We start from the raw sequence: 17842 nt of genomic DNA, 5'->3' as shown, positions 1-17842 counted from the left end.
ATCTGCAGCCTATGGGCGGGGCGTTCCATCACTGTTCTTTTTTGATGACAATTAGGAAGCGGTAATATGAGCAATACAGCACATTTAAACTTGCCAGTGATTGCGGCTGCGCAATCGCAAAAGCATATCACACACAACGAAGCCTTAGCGCTGATTGATTTGGTGGTTCAACTCTCAGTTATTTCAAATAGTGTTGGTGAGCCGCCTGCAGATCCTACCACGGGCGCACGCTATATTGTGCCAGCGGGCGCAAGTGGTGCGTTTGCGGGTTATGAAAACCAGATTGCCGCTTTTGATGCTGGCGCGTGGCGGTTTATTGCGCCGGGTACAGGTTGGTGTGCATGGGTTGAAAGCGCTGGCGGGATGCAGGTTTATTCTGATGGGGCTTGGGGGGCACTTGTCTGCTGTTGCCGGACTTGGCATAGATCCGGGCACGGGCGGGCTTGCCATCCAGCAAGAGGCAACCGTTTTAAGTGAAACAGTTCACGGCGCGCAAAGCCAGTTTGTCACCGTTGAAGAAGAGCTAAGCCTTGCAGGGGCAAGCGTTGACAGTACGGTTGTAATCCCTGATCGGGCCATTGTGTTTTGTGTGTCGTCTCGCACCGTGGAGGACGTCACCGGCGTTTGGCAATACCATGTGGGCATTGCCGGGGAAGCTGAAAAGTTTGGCGGCTATCTTGGGATTGTGGAAGGCTCCATCAATGCCGGGGTGATCGGGCCGCAAGCTTTTTATGCCGATACGCCGATTGTGATTACAGCGCACGGGGACAGCGGGGCCTTTACAGGGGGCAAGGTGCGCATTGCTTTGCACTATTTCCTGCCGGTGGTTCCGCAGAGTTAGATACGAAATGTAAGGATAAGGCAGAGTGGTTGGCCGGTCAGACTTTGAGCTTGTGCTTAAGAGTATCTTCTGCAATATGGCACAATGGTTCCCGAACTCGCGTTTATTAGCTTTTCCCTCTTCCTCATGATGTTAGTGGCCAGTCCATTCCTGCCAATCTTTTTAATGTGGCGGGCTCTGGCATTATCTGTTCCGGCCTTTGTAGCCGCAAGGCTTTTGGAAGAGACAGTCCATCCGTCAGGTCAAAGCTTTGCGGAGTCTTCCGGGCTGATACTGGTTATCTACGTTCTTCTGTTTATATCGATTCCGATTGCGTTAAGGTTGATTGCAGCTCTATCAGACAAGCAGTTGAACTATCGATCTTTTGCGGGGCCTGTCACCCGATGGCGTTTATGTTTAGATAAGGTAATTCTTGGGAGTGCAGGTAGTGTGGCGGCGCTTTGGCTTGCTGGTTATCTTGCGAGCACACTTTCCGGTGTAACCGGAGGGGTACTCCTTGATCTTGCTGTCGGGTTGACCGCCGCTGTGGGTGGCCTGGTCCTGTATCGCACCTTTAAATGGAATAGTTTTGGCCTTGTATTTTTCTCAGTTCTGGCTGCGATTGCATTTGCTGGATCACTACAGACCAACCATATTCTGAAGCAATCTGAGCGCCTTGCTGATGGTCGTTCCTGGTGCCTGGAGATACCAGTCAGGAATGAACCGGTGTCATCTGTGAAACAGCTTGGATTCTTCTCAATGACAAAGGGATTTGCAGATGGTCGGAGGAAACGGCACCTGGTTCTTTTCTTCGCGGATAGGACAGGGCAGTCTCACTATGCATACTGGTCAGTTCGAGAACAGCAATTTATCGAAGAAGGTGTTTTGCACAATAAGATACCGGGTTGTGAGTTGCACCCGGACTTTGAAAGTCTGTTGACGGCTGAATAAACGAGTAACAGCTCAACGGCCTGATAGCTTCCTGATAGTCACTCCAGAATGAAATACTCACAGTTTCCGGCCGCTTTTGCGGCTTTTTTTGTACCTGCACGGGGGCCTTATGGCTCCCGTTTTTCGTAAGAGGGCAGAGCATGAAAGACACGTTTCGGCTGATTATCCTGGACCTGCTTAACATTGAGGGCGGGTTTGCAAATCGTTCGCGTAAAGCAGATCCGGGCGGCCCTACTAACCTGGGGATCACCAAGCGCACCTTGGAAGCATGGCGCGGCCGTGCGGTGAGCATGGAAGAAGTGAAGTGTCTGGGCCGTGAGGAGGCTTTGAAGATTTACCGGGCGCAATACTGGGATACTGTGAGGGGGGATGAGTTGCCGCGTGGGCTGGACTTCGCGGTGTTTGATTGTGCCGTAAATTCCGGCCCGGTGCGAGCCGTCAAGATCCTGCAGAAGATCCTAAAAGTCAAAGTGGATGGTGTGTTAGGCGTGCTTACTTTAGCTGCTGTAAAGGCGCATTCTGCCACCGTCTTAATCAATCTGTTCTCTGTGGCCCGGCTGGAATTTATGAAGCGGCTCAGAAACTGGCCTTACAACAAAAACGGCTGGTCGCGGCGCGTGCGCCATGTGCAGGAGCGATCCTTAGAGCTGGTCAATAATGCGATTATTAAACGTGCTCCCACGCCCAACCCTGAGCAGCATAAAAATGAAGAAGGCGCAAAGGCCGTTGATGAGGAAACCAGTGCACTCAGCGCATGGCTTAGCCCGGACGGGATCACCAAGGGCGCGATGGCAGCCTCTGGTTTCTCCGGTATTCTGGCGGGCTCCGGGCCGGTGCAGTGGGGCTTTGCAATCGCTCTGGTTCTCAGTGTGGGCGTCGCGGGTTGGCTGCTGATCAATAAAGAACGGGCCGCTTGAGATGGGGGCGGTTCTTTCCTTCCTGATGAAAACGAAGGCAGGGCGGGCGCTGGCGGCCGCCTTGCTTCTTTGTGCACTTGCGACTGTTGCCTATCACCATATCAGGCAGGGGGCGTTTAACGAAGCAGAGCATGACGCTTTGCGAGGGACTTTAAAAGCGGAACAGCAAAGGAAGCAGGATGATGCCTATTTGCAAGGTCTTGAAGATTACCGCTTGTGTCTTGAGTACTTTGGTGATTCCGGGCTGCGAAACGTTGCAGAGTGCGAGCAATTGCGCGGGGTTTACGAAAACTAACTTAAGCCCGGCCGCATTCGTGGCCGTGGTGGAAGTTGACCGCGCTGCGGCTGAGAGGGTGGCCGCAAATGACAGGAACGGACAAAGGCGGGGCTGCTGGAAATGACAGATTTTATCTTGGAGATATTCTATCATTTACCGTTCTGGAAAACGGCGATTATTCTCGTTTTTGCCCTGATTGGCGCGTTGCTTCAAGAGGCTGGTTTCTGGCAACGGGTGCTTACCTTCTTCATAGGTATTGCGGCGGCTGTGACCTTCACGCAGCCGTTGATTGATTTCTTTGAACTTAAGCCTGCTTTTAGTGAGGCAACGGCCGGAGTGCTCGCCATGAGCGGGCGTAATATGACGGCGTTTGTTTTGCGTTTGTCTCGGGATCCCGTCAAAGCGGCGGGGGTGATTATAAAGATTTGGAGGGGCTACCGGTGAGCGTATAAGAGGAAGGGCTATGACTGTATCCCGCACAACCTGCCTCTTATTCTCACCAATAACTCAGGACATGCATTCGGTTCCTAATACCCATGTGTGAAATTAATTTCACATAAGAACTAGGAGATATTGATGTTTGTAGCAGTCTATCGAACCTCTATTCTAAGCTTGGGTGTTGATGAGGAAGAGGCAGTCAGTCAAGCACTGCGCATTTTGAAAAAACTACCGAATGAGGAGAGCGCTTATATTTCTAATCACTTAAAGATCTTCCCAGTTTCAGAACAAGCTTGCAATCAGATCATATATAAGAAAAGTATATCTCTAAGAATTAAAAATGGAGTCGTTGGATCTATGTAGTAAAAATTCCACTCTGCGGCGGGGGTGGTTCTTTCTGATGTGTAAAATTAAGTTATTATATAAAGTATATATTTTTAATAGTTAGATATACTTGGTGTTATTTGTAAGTGTTGGTGTTTTGGAATTATTGTCGCATGTGAATCGTGTTGATAAACGATAAGTAAGTTTTTATTGAAATATTGCGCATGTGCTTCTCTTGAAAATTCAAGGATTCCATCATCAGGTTGTGCCCCTCAACAATAGATTGTCAAATATCCGAGGGGCGAATGATGAAATTGAATACCAACGAAAACAACGGGCTTGTTATAATGAGGCGGTGGCAATGGCGCCTCATTTGTTTAAGGAAGTTCTTTTGGCTGGTTCCAATGACTGGCGGGCTGGCTTTGGCTGTTGTGGCTGGTTGGAGGATGATATCGGCTTTAATGCGTTTGGACGCATTGGCAGTTGCTGTTTGCTTTTGGTGCGTGTTTGTGGCGTTGGTTTACGTGAAGTACTGCATTTGCAGAATTGCTGGGGATCGTGGGGAATTGGCAAGCTAGTAGCAAACGTGAATGGAAGGAAAGTCGGTGCTGATGGTGTGTGACCATAGCTGTCATTCATGTTGTGATATGATTTGTACAAGCAAAGAGTACTTGCTACGCTGAGTTGTTAATGTATCATTTGAGCAGAGTGACAGGAGTGAACCGATCTCTTGGAGTTAGATTTGATATGACGTGCGGGCATACGAGACGTTCACTGGGCATGAAATTATGGCCAACCAATATAGCTTGCCAGTCACAATAGCCGGGTCACCTTTTAGAAAGGAGGATTGGCAAGTGGCTTTAATTAACGGCATTCAAAATCAAGAAAACCGAACGAAAAACTATCTAGCATCAGCGACCAGTTATTTTCCATTATGGAACGATGCCAGGACAGCCGGATTGGTCCACATTGTTGGCTTCATTGGATTCTATCACTTGTTCTGGCTCTGCTGCGTCCGCAGTTATCCGGAAATTACAGCCTGAGCCGCTGCCCGGGAAGCAACCGTCGGGTATGTCCACTAGATGTTGGTGGGCCGCCCCTGCAGCCAACGCAGGTGTTGCAAGGTCTACTGTACCCACGATCGGATCAAACTGAGAACTGGGGCTGAATATGACTCTTGTAGTCGAAGCCCCCGCGGCTGCATCTCCCTGATTGCGAACACGCAGATGCAATTGTACATCTTGAACAGGGGAGCCTGCTGGCAGCGGACCACAATAATTTTGCGGGAAGGTTCCTGGGGCATCGTCTGGGGGCGGACCGAAGACGGGCTCGGGCAAGAGGTCCGGACTACCAGGATCCGGACGTGTAGGCTTGCGGCGTTCTTTGATCTGGATAATTTCCATGCCGGAATTTTGTACTGTACGCATTGGCGTGCTGCAACATCCCTGGGTCTGATCGACGATGGCAGCTGATGTGTAGACACCTGTGACATCTAAGCTTTCAAAGCTTTGGATGACTACGAACCCTTCCACATAAGACGTTGGGAAAGCCCCTTGGAACGCTCGTGCGCGAATGTCTTCACAGTCGACTTTTAAGGCTTCGTCATAGCGCAGCAAATCCTTGCCCATTTGAAGGATTTCTCCGGGAGCCTGTTCGGCTGGTGGATACGCCACCGCTACTTTCTTATAAAAGATCGCATCTTTATCCCATGGATTATGGATATTTACAGTAGTGCCGTAGACCCCACGCGTCAGACGCAATGTCCGAGGATCGTCTTGTATGCCACAGACAAACTTAGCAGCATATTCATAAGGAGGTTGAGTGCATCGCGCCGTGTCTTCACCGTCGGCACAAGCCTCAAACAAAGCAGCTTCCTCTCCGGTCAACTCATCTTCAGGAAAGAGTTCTGTATCATGGGGGTTGCCTGGTGCAGAGCGTGATGGCAAGAACAGATTGCTCCAATCATCCCAACCTGCCAAAACTTGGTTTGGAGATGCATCGCACGATGAGGTGGAGGTGAAGTTGGCATCAGAAGTAACAGTACCTGCTTCAATGCCATTTTGCTGGTTCCAGTCAATCGGCCCCATACCTGCCCCTGCAATGCGCGAAGTGCCATCGGTCCCAAAGAAGGTATTATCGGTTCCATCCTGTACTCCCAGCGCTTCGCTCAAAGCGGCTTCGTTCAAGTTTGGCAGAGCACTGGCAGAATAATCAAGTCGTGGCCCCGGTAAGGTCGGGTTCGGTATATGTCGGGTCTGGAATGAATAGTTCATCACACTCAGGTAGTTGGGTTTACAATTTGTCGAATCCCCACCCCCGTGGCCGAGACCCAGCGTATGGCCTAGCTCATGCATGATCGTGCCTGCTTGTTGGCGCCGTGAACCCACACTGTGACCAGAGGCGTCTGATGCCCACGCAGATCCGCCTAAGGTGACTACAAAGTTCCCTCGTTTGGCTCTTCCTGATGATGACCCTCCGTCTCGCGTATGCGCGTTGAGAGCATAGCGATAAATGAGAGCTTTTGCCGATAACAACGCAACTGCATTAGGGGCGGATCGCTCCGCAACAGTCCCGAACTGTGCATCACGAATGTCATCAAAGTCAGTCCAGGTGGTGATATCTAATGTCTCTGGAAGCTGTTCATCCAAATCTATTAGGAGATCTATGCCTGTCGTGCCATCAGGGTTTTGGTTGGGAGCCGCTGCAAAGGCTGCAATCACATCATTTATCGCATCCGCACGCGGTAAATGATTGAGCATATAATCCATCTCAACATAGATATTTTTGCGATCAGGATCGGCATCTGGCGGAGTATAATCCACGACACCATCGCAATTAACATCAATACCGCTTTGCTCCCAGCTGTCAAAAAGGCCGTCTTCATCCCTATCTGGTCCGCTGGTCCGGGTGGAACGAAGGGCCAGGGCATTCACAGCTCGTCCTACACCCCAGCCATCTCCACCTTGCCGCAGGGTGGAAAAGCGCTGGAAGCGATCATCCAATATCATCCAACGTGGACCTGAGCCCCCATTGCGTCCCACAGCGATTTCATCCACGAAGTCACCGTCAACATCTCCTACCGCCAAAGCCCGGACAGAACGCGTGATTCCCCATGTACTTGCCAGCTCTCCCAGAGACGTAAAATTCCTGAGGGCATCATCAAAGGTTAAGATGCGTGGGCCGGAACCTGCATTGCGCCCGATTATCAGCTCATCCAGACCATCGCCATCCACATCGCCAAGTGCAACAGCGTTGGTGCGGCGAGTCCCGCCCCAACCATCGCCACCACTGGCCAGAGTGGCAAAATTGCCTTCAATCCCATCCAAAACCTGCCAGTGAAAGTTGGGGCCAGTATCCCTTCCGATAGCGAGTTCAGCAATTCCATCGCCATCTACATCTCCAGTCGCAAGGGCAGTTACTCGGCGAGCTGCCCCCCAGGTATCGCCCCCAACGAACAGTTCGGCAAAATTGCCCTCTGCATCATCCAATACCAACCAACGCGGCCTGGCTACGGCACCGCCGCTCCGGCCAACCACCAACTCTTCACGCCCGTCACCATCCAAGTCCCCAAATGCTAAGGCTGTGACCCGCCTGTCGGAACCCCACGTGGTCCCTCCTGTATGCAAAGTGATGAAATTTGCATCCCGGTCATCATAAATGCGGTAGCGAAAACCGGTAGGACCATCGCGGCCTACAGCCATTTCTAATGCAGCATCATCATCCACATTTCCAAAGGCAATAGAGGTTGCCCGCCGTCCTGCGCCCCATTCCTCTCCAAAAGTGTCTATTTGAGAAAACCCAGCAGAAGCATCGTCAAAGAGCAACACGCGCACAGACTGAGATACTGCACCGTCACGCCCAATGGCAAACTCATCACGTCCATCTCCGTCAATGTCGCCAACTGCAACAGAAAGCGTTTCGCGGGCTATGCCCCAACCATCGCCGCCTTCGCTCTGAATAATAAAGTCTGCAGCTGAGTCCCCGTAGACGAACCAGCGCTGATTACTGCCCGCATCCCGTCCCAAAACAAGCTCGTCCGTACATGTTTGATCCAGATCAGCCAGAGCCGGGTTTGAAAGAATAAGGAGAGCGGATCCGAGAATGGTAGGTAGTAAACACAGCTTAGGCATGCTTAACTCACAAGCAAAAAGGGTTGATAACTTCTTAGTCGCATACTTTAACTATCTTCGTTATCCTGACATACCCCAAAAAATTACTAGTAAAAATATAGTTGTTGCTTGAGCTTACTTAAGTGGGCGTTGTTACAGAACTCGCTGATGATGTGTAGGCTCTCTGAGCTTTTCTTTTTAGAAGGTTCTCTTTATGCCGTTTACACACAATGCCGATCGTCGTCATAAGTTCGCTAAAGCCGACTACAAGGTAACGAACTGGTCAGACTATAAAGAGAGCCTACGTCAGCGTAGCGATATCACTAACTGGCTAGATGAGAGCGTGGCCCATTTCTGGTTTGCTCAGACACCCAAGCGACGTGGTCGACCTGCCATGTTCTTTGATTTTGCAATTAAAACCTGTCTTCGCGCCCAGTCTGCCTTCAGCCTTGCTTTGCGACAGAGTGAAGAATTTGTGCGTTCCGTCATAGCCCTGATTGGTCTTGATTTGCCTGTTCGTGATTTCTCTACTCTGTCACGCCGCTCTGGCGGACTGGTGTTTTCCAAGCCCAAACCAGAATGTGTATCAGCACCATCAACCGTCGTGATCGATAGTACCGCCTGAAGGTCTTTGGCGCTGGCAAATAGCAGGAAATCAAACACGGAACAAAGAAAAAGCACCGAATATGGCGAAAACTTTACCTCGGGATCGACCTTGAGAGCGGCGAAACTCTGCGCAGTGAACTGACCGTAGACAATGTTGGTGATCCAACCGTTGCATCGGATATGCTGGATTATGTTGGGGGTCTGGTTGCCACGTTCCTTGGTGATGACTTCCCAACACGACAGGAAGTAGTGGACCGTTATGAAAGCGTTGAAGTCATCATACCACCGCACAAAACAGCAATCGCCAGCCTTAAGGTTGCGACAGCTCCGACTGCACCTGACCGGGATCTTCTGCTCATAGAGGGACATGGCAGAGTGGGCTGGCAAAAGTAGAAAGGATACGGGCGCGCTTACAAGGGGAGACCTTAGTGGCGCGCTACAAACAAGTCATCGCGACCACACTCAAGTCCCGTAAGTTGGAAGATTAGAAGATGGAGGCTAAGGGCGTGGCCGTAAGCTGAACTTGCTTTGCGCAACACGGCCCTTGGAGGGCAAGAATCCAGCTCACTTGAACCGCGTTTCGAAAATATTGCACGGTGCATGAAAGGCTAATCTGTTGAAGTTGCACTGCGGTATCAAGCTACTTTCCAGTGAGGGGATTGCGCCGAAGCAGGTAATAAAGGAGTACTCACAAAAACGTTTGCATCAACCTCCTTAGAAGCCAGCCCAACTTTCGATAGAAACACCTGTATGTCCGCAAGTGGTCAGTCGGGTAGTTTCCAGATCGTCCATAAGAGTTACTGTAGAAGCCTTCAGTTGGACGTGTCTCAACCCATGATAGAAACACCTGAATGGCAGCTCATGACCCTCAGGGTAAAAACTCTCCGAATTTACTCCCATTTGGAGCGATGCTTTATTTTCACCTCACAGGAATGCAAATAGATGCTGTGAAAGTTAGATGCGGTACATGTCCTACAAATTGCCCTACATTTGAAGATTGCACATAAGTCTGCGCTTAAAGCTTGCCCGTAATGGTAAAAGGAAACTCCAAAAAAAAGAAATACCATCAGAATTCAGAGGGGGATTTGGGGTTCTTAGAGAGAACTTTTTGGGTTCTAAAAACCTTATATGTTACCCTCTACGGGTAACGAAACGGCAAAAAAAAGCCCGCTTTCGCGGGTTTTTCTTTAATCATCAACTACTTAGAACAAATAGTGATGGCGGAGGGGGTGGGATTCGAACCCACGGAACGCTTACACGCTCGCCGGTTTTCAAGGAATGTAAGTGCAATAGAAATATCGCTTTTTTCTTAGAGGGTTAGCGTCATGATACGGGTTAGGTCTGGGACTTTTCTGGGAGTTTATGGCGGATCCCGAGCTTTTTCTTGAATTCCCTAGACGCCTGATGTTCATACTTGGAGCTGTAGCAGACCCCTCGTAAAAGTGGAGCACTACTTTCTACGTTTGCCTTTCAGAGTTTTCTTCGACGGTTTTTTTGGGAGTGATTCAACAGCTTGATCAGTCTCGGAGTGAGCCTGCTCCAACTGAACTCGCAGATCATCTGTCATGAGGTGAGCATATTTTTCTGTAGTGCTGGATCGAGTATGCCCAAGAAGGTCACGCGCTACCAAAAGGTTCCTGGTTGCTCGAAGTGTCCTGGTCGCAGCAGTGTGACGAAGGTCATGTACACGCAGTTTGGGATTGCCAATTTTCTTCGCAGCGGCTTTGAAGTAGCTATAAAAAGCACCGTGAGTGATGGGATACCGTTTCCCTCGTTCCCGGCCATTTCGCGTACTTTGTGCGATATATGTAAATACAGCGTCAGGATGGTTTCCAATGTTATTGGAAAGGATTGCTGCCATAGGTGATGTGATTGGGATCGCAATCTCACGACCTCCGGGCAATTTCGACTTCACATAGAACTTCATTACCATCGCTACAAAGTCTATGTGCTCGTCTCTTAAGACAACACCACTACGCACCATGACATTGGATGCTCTTGGGCCTGCATAAATCAGAAAATCAAGGAGGTCATGGAAGTCTTCCCGCAAGTGCTCTTTTATTCTGCTCTGCTCATCCTTGGTCACTTCAACGACACGGGCTTGCGGCTCTGACAGTAGCACCTTTCCAAAGCTTGGAAGTTTCAAGTCCGTTTCCCAGATATCATAAGCATAGTTCATGATGGTCCGAAGCAGCTGAATCTCACGGTTTATCGTGGCTGGGGCAGGGAGCCTATTGCGTTTATTTGGCTGATCCCTACGTTTTGCAACATATTTGGATAGGTGCTTGGTGCGGATCTCCGCAAGATTAAAAGGCAGTCTGTCTTCATCCAAGATGTCAATAAGATTGTCTTGCAGTAGTTGCATCCGCCAGGAAAGGGTGCTTGGGTCGGATTGGTGTTTCGCCTTCTCTTCCCAAAACTGATCGAAGGCATCGTCAATTCTAGTGATGTCAACTGGCGTTTTGAGCTTGTCACGAACCAGTTTTTCTACGTTCTCCGCTTCCCGCTTTTTGGTTTTCCCCGTGCTCCCGTAATAGCGACGACCGTGCCACTGGAAGTCGTAGTAGAATTCTTTACTTTTGTAGTTCCCCTTGTTGTCTTTAAACCTAAAGACGGACATGCTGCCTCCTTTCTGGGCGTTAGTAAATATTCAAATAAGAACGGTAAAGAGTAGTAACGGCGCTTACCCTTTACCTTAAACTTGATCTCTCCTTTGTCGCCAGCTGTGAAAAGTATCTCTGTATCAGTACCAAGTATCTCAGCAGCCTTGGTATGGCCGACCAGAAGAGCCCCCCCCATAGCCTTGCGAAGATCTTCCAACGTGGCTTCGGAGGCCATCCTAAATATTTCTGGTGAGATTGGTCTACTCATTGTTTCACCTACCGACTTTGTTGGACTGTTCCGCTCTTGCATCAGCGGCGATATGCTGGAGGCGCTCACCTACTTTTTCGCGCCAGCCCTCGCCATGCTCTAGGGTGAGGCCAATCAGCCAGTGCAGGACATAAGCTTGTTCAGCTTCAGTCTTGTGTGGAATGTCTTCGCCGCCTCTGCGTAATGCGTGTGCGATTGGGCAGGTTTGCATAATCATTAGGCCCAGCACGTCACGCAGTTCCTCGGTCAAATTTTGCGGGTATTCAGCCACTCTCACCTCCAGGGTTGTTGGACTACTGCTCAAGATGAGCTTTCAAAACCTTATCGACGGTCGCTTGGCGTGGTCTCCAGATGTGACGACACCCCAAACAGGAAAGAGAATACGCTGATGGGAAACCTGAACTGCCCGTTGCATAGATACCTTCTGCAGCTGCAAGGGCTCGCTGTGTATCTTTTTCAGCTTCACTCAAATCCCCATTCCTCTCTCTGTTGCCTGACGCTTCATCCTCTCCCAGCAGAGCCCGACGAGGTTCCAGCGCTTGTTTCTGGTTGCGCGCTGGCGAAGGTTCTTTAGGTCTTTATCAACGAGCTTGTAGTGCTTGGCGCAGATCCACTCTGTGTGGCCTTGGGGTAGGGGCTTGCGCCTTGTTCTGGAGCAGTGGGGGATTAGGCATAGGGTTCTCAAACTCTGCCCCCAGTTCCTTTGGTAACTTACCCCACGCCTCTCGATCTTTACCCTTCTCTGTAAGTGACCAGCGGCCGGTATTAGGGTCACAAATCACTAACCCTCTGGACTTCGCGCTATCCAAGCCTGCTCGCATTACCCGCCTAAGTTCTGGGTATCGCGACAGCTCATTCAGGGTGTAATCTCGGCGCCTTAGTCGGTGAAAGTAGAAGCTGGGACGGTTCTTCATTGATCTCCCAAGTATCTTTCTTCGCGGCATCAAGCTTCCCCTTTCAGTGATTGAACTTCCTTCTTAAGAGCTCGAAACTCGTCGGCTGCTGCAAGCAGCCAAGTTCCTGCAATTCCACGGCCGTTGCTGTGCATTGAGTCCCCAACTCTTTCCTTTGTGCGTGCCTTGCCCTCTATCAAGTGGCAAATCTTCTCACATAGTTCAGAGCAAGCTTTCTCAATCAATTCAGGAAACAGACTTGCAACGTCTTCCTCTGTCAGTCCCGGTGCAATGTCGCCCATATGGATGTTGGAGAGGACTTTGTGTTTGTCTTGCAAGTCAGATTTGAGCTGCTCAAGCTCTGCTTCGTGCGCTACAACTTTGCGCGACAACCAGCGGATACGATCCTTTGCAATTGTCGCACTCTCAAGGTCGTTGCTGCACATGAACTGCATGTTCGCAACCTGATCATCGGACAAATGCCCGCCTGTGGTTTCATGGCGTTTGCAGTCGTATCGCTTGCCATGCGGATCTTCTTCTCCGTTCTCGCGCCAATCGGCTGAAGGGGTTGTGAAGGGCTTGGAAGCTCCTCCAGCAGCTTTGATTGCTTCTTGCACCAGTTGCCATGCAGATGGCGGCATCTGCTGCCGGTCATCATTTTCAAGATTTTCAAGGGCTTCTAATAGGATCTTAATGAGGTCTTTCTGGTCCCGAATATGACCAAGTACGGCCCGAAGCTCCAAGAGAGATACCTGGTAATCCAGCATTGAGCCGATCCCTTGAACTTTGTTTAACCGGTCAAGGAGTAGTGACATGTCTGTCATGCTGTCTACCTACCTGCTACGAACTGTGCTGCCTGAATGAGCATCTTTTCGTTGCGTTCTTTAAGATCGGCTTCCATGGCTTCGATAGCGCGCTTGAGGTAGCTCGAAAAGTCCGCCCTTATCGCCTGTTCGATGGCCCTTTTGGTAGCATCTCCAATAAGCATGGTGTTGCGATAGCCTAGATCTAAATGGCATCGCTCAAAGCTAAGTTGGATGGACTCAACTGAGGCAGGGGTCTCAATGCACTTAAGAGCGGTTTTTGCGGCCTCTAGGTCTTTAGCAAGACTCTCGATTTCTTTTACTGCTTGTGACAAGCTGGACATTACGCGGCCTCCCGTTCAAACTCATCAACGTTGCACTCGTGAACCTTGAACTCAGTGACGCTTACCCATGGATTTGCATCCCAGCCAAAGCCACGGGCTTTGTTGAGGGAGTCCCAGAGCGAACGGAAGCTTTCATTTGGGTGGGGTAGATACTCAGCTTTGCTGCTGTAATCTTTCCATCGGCGGTCATGGTGCCAGGAGGGACGTAATGCCTCTTCGATACCTTCTGCAATCGCATCAGGTGTGCTGATGTCCTGCAACCGCTCTACGCGCACACCAGTCACTTCCAGCGTGATGCGGGAAAGCTTGCGCGGCATGTGAATTGAAGGTTTAGGCTTTTCCCAGTCGCCAAATTCTGGCTCACCATCTGCCCAGAAGTGCATTCCGTACTCATTGAGGGCCACATTCTCCCAATGCTGTGGTGGTATGTTGTACTTGATGAAGTCATTGATTGCTGGCGCCGAAAATCTCTCACGAACATAGAGCAGATCGCCAACAAGGTGCGGCATTATCTTAAGTAAATCCTCGTGTCTGAATGAGCACCATACTTTGTCTTTGCGCCGGAACTCCCAGTCGAAACCTTTCGTTTCGCTGAGCATGAAATCGCTAAGCGCGGGATAGCCTTTGAGCCTGTTCAGTATGCGCCGCGTCTGTGTCTTACGCCCTTCAAGTAAGGCATTGACCATCGGGCCGGAGAATAAGATTGGTCTGGTAGACATTATTTAGCACCCCCAATTTCCTCAAGGGCAAAGAGGCACAAGAAGGCTATGAAGAGTAGCCAACCCCAACCGTCCTTACCGCCTTGCGCGATTAAGTAAACGGCTCCAGCAACAGCAGATGCGCCTATGAAACCAGCAGCAAGTGCAGCCATCAAACAGCCTCCTTCTTGACAGCCTGAAGCACCATCTGTCGCTTAAGCGCTTCACATTTGCGATTTAAGTAGCTGACTTTCTTGCGATCGTTATTCCAGCACTTCCTGAAGTGCCAGGCGTCTTGCAAGGTGCGATAGTCATAAACAACACCGCCAGTCCGCTCTTTGTACTCGTCAATGAGCTTCTGAAACTCCACTGCATGCACTTCATAGCCGCCGACAAAGCAAAAGCAGCCCCGCAAGTCTTCTTCGGTGCTAAGTCCGACCGCGATCCGTTCAGGCTCTTGAGGTCCGGCAACTTGCCAAAGCTGCCCCCAAGCTGCAATTTTGCTGCCATCCTTCATGGGAACGTCAAACCTTGCGCCCGCAAACGCTAGATCAATACTGTGGCGTGCAATTTCTGGCTTGTTGTGCGACCTGCCATCCCATCCCAAAAACCTATAGAATGGGCCGTCTTTAGCTTGCAGCAGTTTGCTATCAAGCCATTCATACTCTGCGGTTGGCATTCGGTTGAGGACGTAGTTCCGTTGCTCTCTCCATCCTCCACCAAGATTGGAGAAGTTCGAAACAATCCTCTCTATTCTTATTGCGCAACTCATATCCTCTTCCTCACTCTTGCTGCTGCAATGATCCGCTGTGCGGCTTCCTCATCGCCAGAGATAGCGTAAAGATCTCGTGCGACTGCGAGCGGGTCGATGCCTTGGGTTTTCCAGAACAGGTGCTCATTCTGGCTGTGCTGCTCGTCATGCTTTTCCCTGATCATCGGAACGACCCAGCAATCATCAGGCTTGGTGGCTTTGCCAGTCCGCGACTTGTTGTAAAGCGGGTCGCCATAGCGGATGTGGCAAGGGTCAACGCCATACCGGCCAGTGATCAGGCAAGGGAGCTTACGGACAAAGGCCAGGTGGCCTTCATCCTTTTTGCGCTTCTTCTCTTTCCCTGAGGGGTCAAGGGTGAAGGCGGTGCTCGGGCGTAGGATTCGGGAACTCATCACGCTGCTTCCTTCAAGGGTGAAGGGAATTGGTGGTGCTCGATGCCATCGAGCAAGCGACCTGCGGTTTTTTTGCCTAAACGGGCGCTCACAATCCCGTTCTTCCAGCCGTCTCTTGTGCCGTCAGGCCATGCCCAAAGTCCGCTATTTTGACCAGGCATCGTGATCTTATTCTCAATCTCGGGTGTGCGTTCAATTGGCAACCATTCCCCCCATTGTTTGAAGAGAAATGGAACCCCGGCAGCGGCGCATTGGTCGCGAAGGGAGCGGAAGCAATCAGGGTGAGTAGGACGCGCGCGAGATCCACTTTCTCCGCCTGCAATTACCCAATCAATGGAATGCACCCAAGAGTCATGCTCATGGATGTAGCCCGTCAGTGCATTCAACCTCTCGCCGCAGAAACCCACTATATCAGTTAGGTCTACAGGCTCCATCAAGGGCTCACAGGAGAGGAAGCGAACCTTACATGGTGTTTGTCCCAGATGCTTGATGCGCTGCGCTGCTGACGCTTTATCCTCAACTGTGGCACCCATCCAAACATTGTCCGGAAAGGTACCGTAGCTCCAGTGGCAAAGCTTCTGGATGTTCTGTGGGCGCTTTGTCAGAATAAGCCAATCAAGGTGAGGGGTCGCCTCAATTAGGCTCCATAGATCTTCACGCCACTCCTGCGGGGCTTCTTTATCAAACACGTCTGCAAGAGAAGCGCAGAAAACACGAGGACGGGTGCTTGTGATCCGCGCATCACGGTCCCACTTGAGCGGCATTTTCCAGTTCATGGAGCTGGTACGTTGACGAGGCTCTTTTGCTCCCCATTTCACCTTTTTAAGGCGCTCTTGCATCATTGCTTCCGCGTAGCAGTTGTCGCACGCAGGACTTATCTTGGTGCAGCCCATCCAAGGATTAAAGGTGTGGTCGCACCATTCAATGTTGGTGTTCTCAGCCATCAGCCTTCTCCTTCCACACTGGGGCTGTTCTGCAGCACATCCAGTGCAGCGTGCTCCTCCACCAACTGTTCAGGCGTCAAATACGCGATAGTGTTGCCATCACGACTGCTCAGGCCAGTTGGGTTGATAAAGGCGGGGCCAGCTAAACCGCTATCAACCACTCCAGCGACCGTAGAAAGCAGCCTATAGCGGCTTAGAGAGATCGAGCCGCAGTGCGTGCACGGGGAACAGCGATAGGCGTTATTTTCGGCATCGGCAGCAACACGCAGATAGTCCACCACCTTCTGACGTTCTTTGTAGGCAGCCATGCGAGCGCACAGGTGGTAAATTGTCGTGTCGCCGGTCTTCTGCTTTGCTGTTGTGATGTAGCCGACCACAGTCGATTGTGAGAGCCCCAGATCCTTTGCAGTCTCAGCCGATGTTTTGCCTGAGATCAGCGCGTCTGCACATTCCATCTCGCGCTCTGTCAATCCGAAGGGGCGTGCTTGCTTTTTAAGGTCTTTGCTTGGAGTAAATGCATTCATTTCAAAAAAGCTCCGTTTAAGAATTGGCTGAAAAATGAGATGCCAGCTTTCAGGAAGAGCGCGGAAAATTGAGAGCGTTCAGTAAAACTGCCAGAAGCGTCTTTTGCCCACGCTCGGTGTGTGCCCATTCTTCAAAATGTTCGAGTGTGGCAGCGTTAAGTGGCTCTTCGGTTTGTGCAGGAGGGGTTGGCTGTATTTGCCACGGTCTTAGAGGTGTTACCTTGCGCTCGCACTTGGCAGGAAGCACATAGATTTCTTCACGAGAAGACCTTGCAATTCTCTCCATGTAGTAGGTGGCAAGAACGGTGGCCTGATGAATGTCAGTGGTCCACTCAATCTTCTTGCCTGGTACCCAACCCCGATCTGCCAGGACGGCGTACTCACCCTTAGAATTTCTTATCAACGATCGATTGCTCATGGCTGCTAGATCTCCGTCTGGTGATGACAGGTAAAGGGGGTGGAAAGGGCGCGTACGCCCTATCTGTCCTCGCTAGAGAACGGGTTAACTGATGGTTCCATTGAAGGGGACCTGAACGACCTGCACTTGAGAATCCGGGTTGCGAACAAGGTCAGAAATGCCTTGTAGTAGCTCTCTTTTAATAGCGTCTGGCTGCTCCTCTAAGCGGTCACGCAAGACGTAAGCAAGCGCGGTCACAGTGACTTCAGGGGTATGTGGATTGAAGCGTCCACGCTCGTGCAGGAACGTGGTTAGATCTGAAGCAAGGATTTTGGCGCGTTCAAAATGGGCTGTGTTGTCCATGTCTGGCACCTACGCTGCGACTTGCTGGGCAATGTTGATTAGCGAGCGTTGCCCATTCTTGGAACTGACGGCAAAGGCTTTCAGGAGATCAACCGCCCCTGGGATGGCAAGCAACTGGATTTCATCTGTCGCTGTGCTGTCCTTGGACATCTCAGACCCGGGAGCGCCTTCGAAGAAGAACGCTACGGGGACTTTCAGCGCATTGGCGATATCCTGCAGGCGGCTTGATCCAACACGGTTGGTGCCTTTTTCATACTTCTGGATCTGCTGAAATGTGATCCCCAGAGTGTCGCCCAGCTTCTCCTGAGTCATGCCCATCAACATCCGCCGCGTGCGAATAAGGGAGCCAACATGAACATCAACTGGTTTAGGAGCCTTCTTTACGTTTGACATGATTTC

25 protein-coding genes are annotated in these 17842 nt (G+C 50.8%); 10 read left to right on the top strand and 15 right to left on the bottom strand.

The window, feature by feature from the left end; genetic code table 11:
- Nucleotides 1-66 precede the first annotated feature (66 nt).
- From BMZ51_RS24690 to BMZ51_RS18660, 8 genes are all read left to right on the top strand, one after another.
- Entirely contained in the window at nucleotides 67-477 is a 411-nt protein-coding gene (locus tag BMZ51_RS24690) for a DUF2793 domain-containing protein (RefSeq protein ID WP_338061194.1), read from the top strand.
- A complete protein-coding gene (locus tag BMZ51_RS24685) occupies nucleotides 398-841 on the top strand; it encodes a hypothetical protein (protein WP_338061195.1) in 444 nt (147 codons plus the stop codon). Before BMZ51_RS24690 ends, BMZ51_RS24685 begins: the two co-directional genes overlap by 80 nt.
- Before the next feature lie 84 nt (nucleotides 842-925).
- Nucleotides 926-1771, top strand: coding sequence for a hypothetical protein (locus BMZ51_RS18685; protein ID WP_068007295.1), 846 nt, complete (start codon nucleotides 926-928; stop codon nucleotides 1769-1771).
- A gap of 140 nt (nucleotides 1772-1911) precedes the next feature.
- Nucleotides 1912-2688 carry a glycoside hydrolase family 108 protein gene (locus tag BMZ51_RS18680; RefSeq protein ID WP_068007296.1) on the top strand — a complete coding sequence of 259 codons (777 nt, stop codon included), beginning with the start codon at nucleotides 1912-1914 and terminating at the stop codon, nucleotides 2686-2688.
- A 25-nt stretch (nucleotides 2689-2713) separates the two neighbouring features.
- The gene (locus BMZ51_RS18675) at nucleotides 2714-2983 is read left to right on the top strand and encodes a hypothetical protein (RefSeq protein ID WP_175485047.1); all 270 of its coding nucleotides are present in this window, start codon (nucleotides 2714-2716) and stop codon (nucleotides 2981-2983) included.
- Nucleotides 2984-3085: 102 nt separating this feature from the next.
- Complete coding sequence (locus BMZ51_RS18670; RefSeq protein WP_068007302.1) at nucleotides 3086-3409, top strand: hypothetical protein; 324 nt, start codon at nucleotides 3086-3088, stop codon at nucleotides 3407-3409.
- 132 nt (nucleotides 3410-3541) lie between these two features.
- Nucleotides 3542-3766 carry a hypothetical protein gene (locus tag BMZ51_RS18665; protein WP_068007306.1) on the top strand — a complete coding sequence of 75 codons (225 nt, stop codon included), beginning with the start codon at nucleotides 3542-3544 and terminating at the stop codon, nucleotides 3764-3766.
- 322 nt (nucleotides 3767-4088) lie between these two features.
- Nucleotides 4089-4349 carry a hypothetical protein gene (locus BMZ51_RS18660; RefSeq protein ID WP_068007309.1) on the top strand — a complete coding sequence of 87 codons (261 nt, stop codon included), beginning with the start codon at nucleotides 4089-4091 and terminating at the stop codon, nucleotides 4347-4349.
- Between the two features lie 310 nt (nucleotides 4350-4659).
- Here the strand turns inward: BMZ51_RS18660 and BMZ51_RS18655 are convergent, their stop codons facing one another.
- Nucleotides 4660-7857, bottom strand: coding sequence for an FG-GAP repeat domain-containing protein (locus BMZ51_RS18655; RefSeq protein ID WP_068007311.1), 3198 nt, complete (start codon nucleotides 7855-7857; stop codon nucleotides 4660-4662).
- A 193-nt stretch (nucleotides 7858-8050) separates the two neighbouring features.
- Between BMZ51_RS18655 and BMZ51_RS18650 the strand changes: the two genes are divergently transcribed.
- Both BMZ51_RS18650 and BMZ51_RS18645 read left to right on the top strand, forming a co-directional pair.
- Nucleotides 8051-8461 (top strand): transposase, encoded by a 411-nt coding sequence (locus BMZ51_RS18650; RefSeq protein WP_068007319.1) that lies wholly within the window; start codon nucleotides 8051-8053, stop codon nucleotides 8459-8461.
- Nucleotides 8462-8622: 161 nt separating this feature from the next.
- Nucleotides 8623-8835 (top strand): hypothetical protein, encoded by a 213-nt coding sequence (locus tag BMZ51_RS18645; protein WP_068007322.1) that lies wholly within the window; start codon nucleotides 8623-8625, stop codon nucleotides 8833-8835.
- Between the two features lie 1057 nt (nucleotides 8836-9892).
- Here BMZ51_RS18645 and BMZ51_RS18640 read toward each other — a convergent pair.
- The 14 genes from BMZ51_RS18640 to BMZ51_RS18580 all read right to left on the bottom strand — a co-directional run bounded on the left by BMZ51_RS18640 (nucleotide 9893) and on the right by BMZ51_RS18580 (nucleotide 17836).
- On the bottom strand, nucleotides 9893-11062 hold the full coding sequence (locus BMZ51_RS18640; protein WP_068007325.1) for a tyrosine-type recombinase/integrase: 1170 nt from the start codon (nucleotides 11060-11062) through the stop codon (nucleotides 9893-9895).
- A 255-nt stretch (nucleotides 11063-11317) separates the two neighbouring features.
- Nucleotides 11318-11584 carry a hypothetical protein gene (locus BMZ51_RS18635; RefSeq protein ID WP_068007328.1) on the bottom strand — a complete coding sequence of 89 codons (267 nt, stop codon included), beginning with the start codon at nucleotides 11582-11584 and terminating at the stop codon, nucleotides 11318-11320.
- Nucleotides 11585-11606: 22 nt separating this feature from the next.
- Nucleotides 11607-11783, bottom strand: coding sequence for a hypothetical protein (locus tag BMZ51_RS24140; RefSeq protein WP_161941222.1), 177 nt, complete (start codon nucleotides 11781-11783; stop codon nucleotides 11607-11609).
- A gap of 473 nt (nucleotides 11784-12256) precedes the next feature.
- On the bottom strand, nucleotides 12257-13030 hold the full coding sequence (locus BMZ51_RS18625) for a hypothetical protein (protein WP_068007334.1): 774 nt from the start codon (nucleotides 13028-13030) through the stop codon (nucleotides 12257-12259).
- Nucleotides 13031-13035: 5 nt separating this feature from the next.
- The gene (locus BMZ51_RS18620) at nucleotides 13036-13353 is read right to left on the bottom strand and encodes a hypothetical protein (RefSeq protein WP_068007337.1); all 318 of its coding nucleotides are present in this window, start codon (nucleotides 13351-13353) and stop codon (nucleotides 13036-13038) included.
- Complete coding sequence (locus BMZ51_RS18615; protein ID WP_068007340.1) at nucleotides 13353-14072, bottom strand: hypothetical protein; 720 nt, start codon at nucleotides 14070-14072, stop codon at nucleotides 13353-13355. Before BMZ51_RS18615 ends, BMZ51_RS18620 begins: the two co-directional genes overlap by 1 nt.
- Nucleotides 14072-14224 carry a hypothetical protein gene (locus BMZ51_RS24135; protein ID WP_161941223.1) on the bottom strand — a complete coding sequence of 51 codons (153 nt, stop codon included), beginning with the start codon at nucleotides 14222-14224 and terminating at the stop codon, nucleotides 14072-14074. Before BMZ51_RS24135 ends, BMZ51_RS18615 begins: the two co-directional genes overlap by 1 nt.
- A complete protein-coding gene (locus BMZ51_RS18610) occupies nucleotides 14224-14823 on the bottom strand; it encodes a hypothetical protein (protein ID WP_139201429.1) in 600 nt (199 codons plus the stop codon). The genes BMZ51_RS24135 and BMZ51_RS18610 overlap by 1 nt, the downstream gene beginning before the upstream one ends.
- A complete protein-coding gene (locus tag BMZ51_RS18605) occupies nucleotides 14820-15215 on the bottom strand; it encodes a DUF968 domain-containing protein (RefSeq protein WP_068007348.1) in 396 nt (131 codons plus the stop codon). Before BMZ51_RS18605 ends, BMZ51_RS18610 begins: the two co-directional genes overlap by 4 nt.
- Nucleotides 15215-16159, bottom strand: coding sequence for a phage Gp37/Gp68 family protein (locus BMZ51_RS18600; protein ID WP_068007351.1), 945 nt, complete (start codon nucleotides 16157-16159; stop codon nucleotides 15215-15217). Before BMZ51_RS18600 ends, BMZ51_RS18605 begins: the two co-directional genes overlap by 1 nt.
- Entirely contained in the window at nucleotides 16159-16683 is a 525-nt protein-coding gene (locus tag BMZ51_RS18595; RefSeq protein ID WP_068007353.1) for a helix-turn-helix transcriptional regulator, read from the bottom strand. Before BMZ51_RS18595 ends, BMZ51_RS18600 begins: the two co-directional genes overlap by 1 nt.
- A 49-nt stretch (nucleotides 16684-16732) precedes the next feature.
- On the bottom strand, nucleotides 16733-17101 hold the full coding sequence (locus tag BMZ51_RS18590) for a hypothetical protein (RefSeq protein ID WP_068007356.1): 369 nt from the start codon (nucleotides 17099-17101) through the stop codon (nucleotides 16733-16735).
- Nucleotides 17102-17185: 84 nt separating this feature from the next.
- Complete coding sequence (locus tag BMZ51_RS18585) at nucleotides 17186-17443, bottom strand: hypothetical protein (protein WP_139201428.1); 258 nt, start codon at nucleotides 17441-17443, stop codon at nucleotides 17186-17188.
- Nucleotides 17444-17452: 9 nt separating this feature from the next.
- Complete coding sequence (locus BMZ51_RS18580) at nucleotides 17453-17836, bottom strand: helix-turn-helix domain-containing protein (protein ID WP_068007361.1); 384 nt, start codon at nucleotides 17834-17836, stop codon at nucleotides 17453-17455.
- Nucleotides 17837-17842 lie beyond the last annotated feature (6 nt).

Source organism: Pseudovibrio axinellae (genome assembly GCF_900110875.1).
Taxonomy (GTDB): Bacteria; Pseudomonadota; Alphaproteobacteria; order Rhizobiales; family Stappiaceae; genus Pseudovibrio; species Pseudovibrio axinellae.
Note: the sequence above shows the minus strand (reverse complement) of the source record. Positions and strands in the feature narration are given on the sequence as shown.

Excerpts from the sequence above, each read along its gene's own strand:
- BMZ51_RS24690 (WP_338061194.1), top strand. The coding sequence starts at position 67 with ATGAGCAATACAGCACATTTAAACTTGCCAGTGATTGCGGCTGCGCAA.
- BMZ51_RS18685 (WP_068007295.1), top strand. The coding sequence starts at position 926 with ATGGTTCCCGAACTCGCGTTTATTAGCTTTTCCCTCTTCCTCATGATG.
- BMZ51_RS18680 (WP_068007296.1), top strand. The coding sequence starts at position 1,912 with ATGAAAGACACGTTTCGGCTGATTATCCTGGACCTGCTTAACATTGAG.
- BMZ51_RS18675 (WP_175485047.1), top strand. The coding sequence starts at position 2,714 with ATGAAAACGAAGGCAGGGCGGGCGCTGGCGGCCGCCTTGCTTCTTTGT.
- BMZ51_RS18670 (WP_068007302.1), top strand. The coding sequence starts at position 3,086 with ATGACAGATTTTATCTTGGAGATATTCTATCATTTACCGTTCTGGAAA.
- BMZ51_RS18665 (WP_068007306.1), top strand. The coding sequence starts at position 3,542 with ATGTTTGTAGCAGTCTATCGAACCTCTATTCTAAGCTTGGGTGTTGAT.
- BMZ51_RS18660 (WP_068007309.1), top strand. The coding sequence starts at position 4,089 with ATGGCGCCTCATTTGTTTAAGGAAGTTCTTTTGGCTGGTTCCAATGAC.
- BMZ51_RS18655 (WP_068007311.1), bottom strand. The coding sequence starts at position 7,857 with ATGCCTAAGCTGTGTTTACTACCTACCATTCTCGGATCCGCTCTCCTT.
- BMZ51_RS18650 (WP_068007319.1), top strand. The coding sequence starts at position 8,051 with ATGCCGTTTACACACAATGCCGATCGTCGTCATAAGTTCGCTAAAGCC.
- BMZ51_RS18645 (WP_068007322.1), top strand. The coding sequence starts at position 8,623 with ATGCTGGATTATGTTGGGGGTCTGGTTGCCACGTTCCTTGGTGATGAC.
- BMZ51_RS18640 (WP_068007325.1), bottom strand. The coding sequence starts at position 11,062 with ATGTCCGTCTTTAGGTTTAAAGACAACAAGGGGAACTACAAAAGTAAA.
- BMZ51_RS18625 (WP_068007334.1), bottom strand. The coding sequence starts at position 13,030 with ATGACAGACATGTCACTACTCCTTGACCGGTTAAACAAAGTTCAAGGG.
- BMZ51_RS18620 (WP_068007337.1), bottom strand. The coding sequence starts at position 13,353 with ATGTCCAGCTTGTCACAAGCAGTAAAAGAAATCGAGAGTCTTGCTAAA.
- BMZ51_RS18615 (WP_068007340.1), bottom strand. The coding sequence starts at position 14,072 with ATGTCTACCAGACCAATCTTATTCTCCGGCCCGATGGTCAATGCCTTA.
- BMZ51_RS24135 (WP_161941223.1), bottom strand. The coding sequence starts at position 14,224 with ATGGCTGCACTTGCTGCTGGTTTCATAGGCGCATCTGCTGTTGCTGGA.
- BMZ51_RS18610 (WP_139201429.1), bottom strand. The coding sequence starts at position 14,823 with ATGAGTTGCGCAATAAGAATAGAGAGGATTGTTTCGAACTTCTCCAAT.
- BMZ51_RS18605 (WP_068007348.1), bottom strand. The coding sequence starts at position 15,215 with ATGAGTTCCCGAATCCTACGCCCGAGCACCGCCTTCACCCTTGACCCC.
- BMZ51_RS18600 (WP_068007351.1), bottom strand. The coding sequence starts at position 16,159 with ATGGCTGAGAACACCAACATTGAATGGTGCGACCACACCTTTAATCCT.
- BMZ51_RS18595 (WP_068007353.1), bottom strand. The coding sequence starts at position 16,683 with ATGAATGCATTTACTCCAAGCAAAGACCTTAAAAAGCAAGCACGCCCC.
- BMZ51_RS18590 (WP_068007356.1), bottom strand. The coding sequence starts at position 17,101 with ATGAGCAATCGATCGTTGATAAGAAATTCTAAGGGTGAGTACGCCGTC.
- BMZ51_RS18585 (WP_139201428.1), bottom strand. The coding sequence starts at position 17,443 with ATGGACAACACAGCCCATTTTGAACGCGCCAAAATCCTTGCTTCAGAT.
- BMZ51_RS18580 (WP_068007361.1), bottom strand. The coding sequence starts at position 17,836 with ATGTCAAACGTAAAGAAGGCTCCTAAACCAGTTGATGTTCATGTTGGC.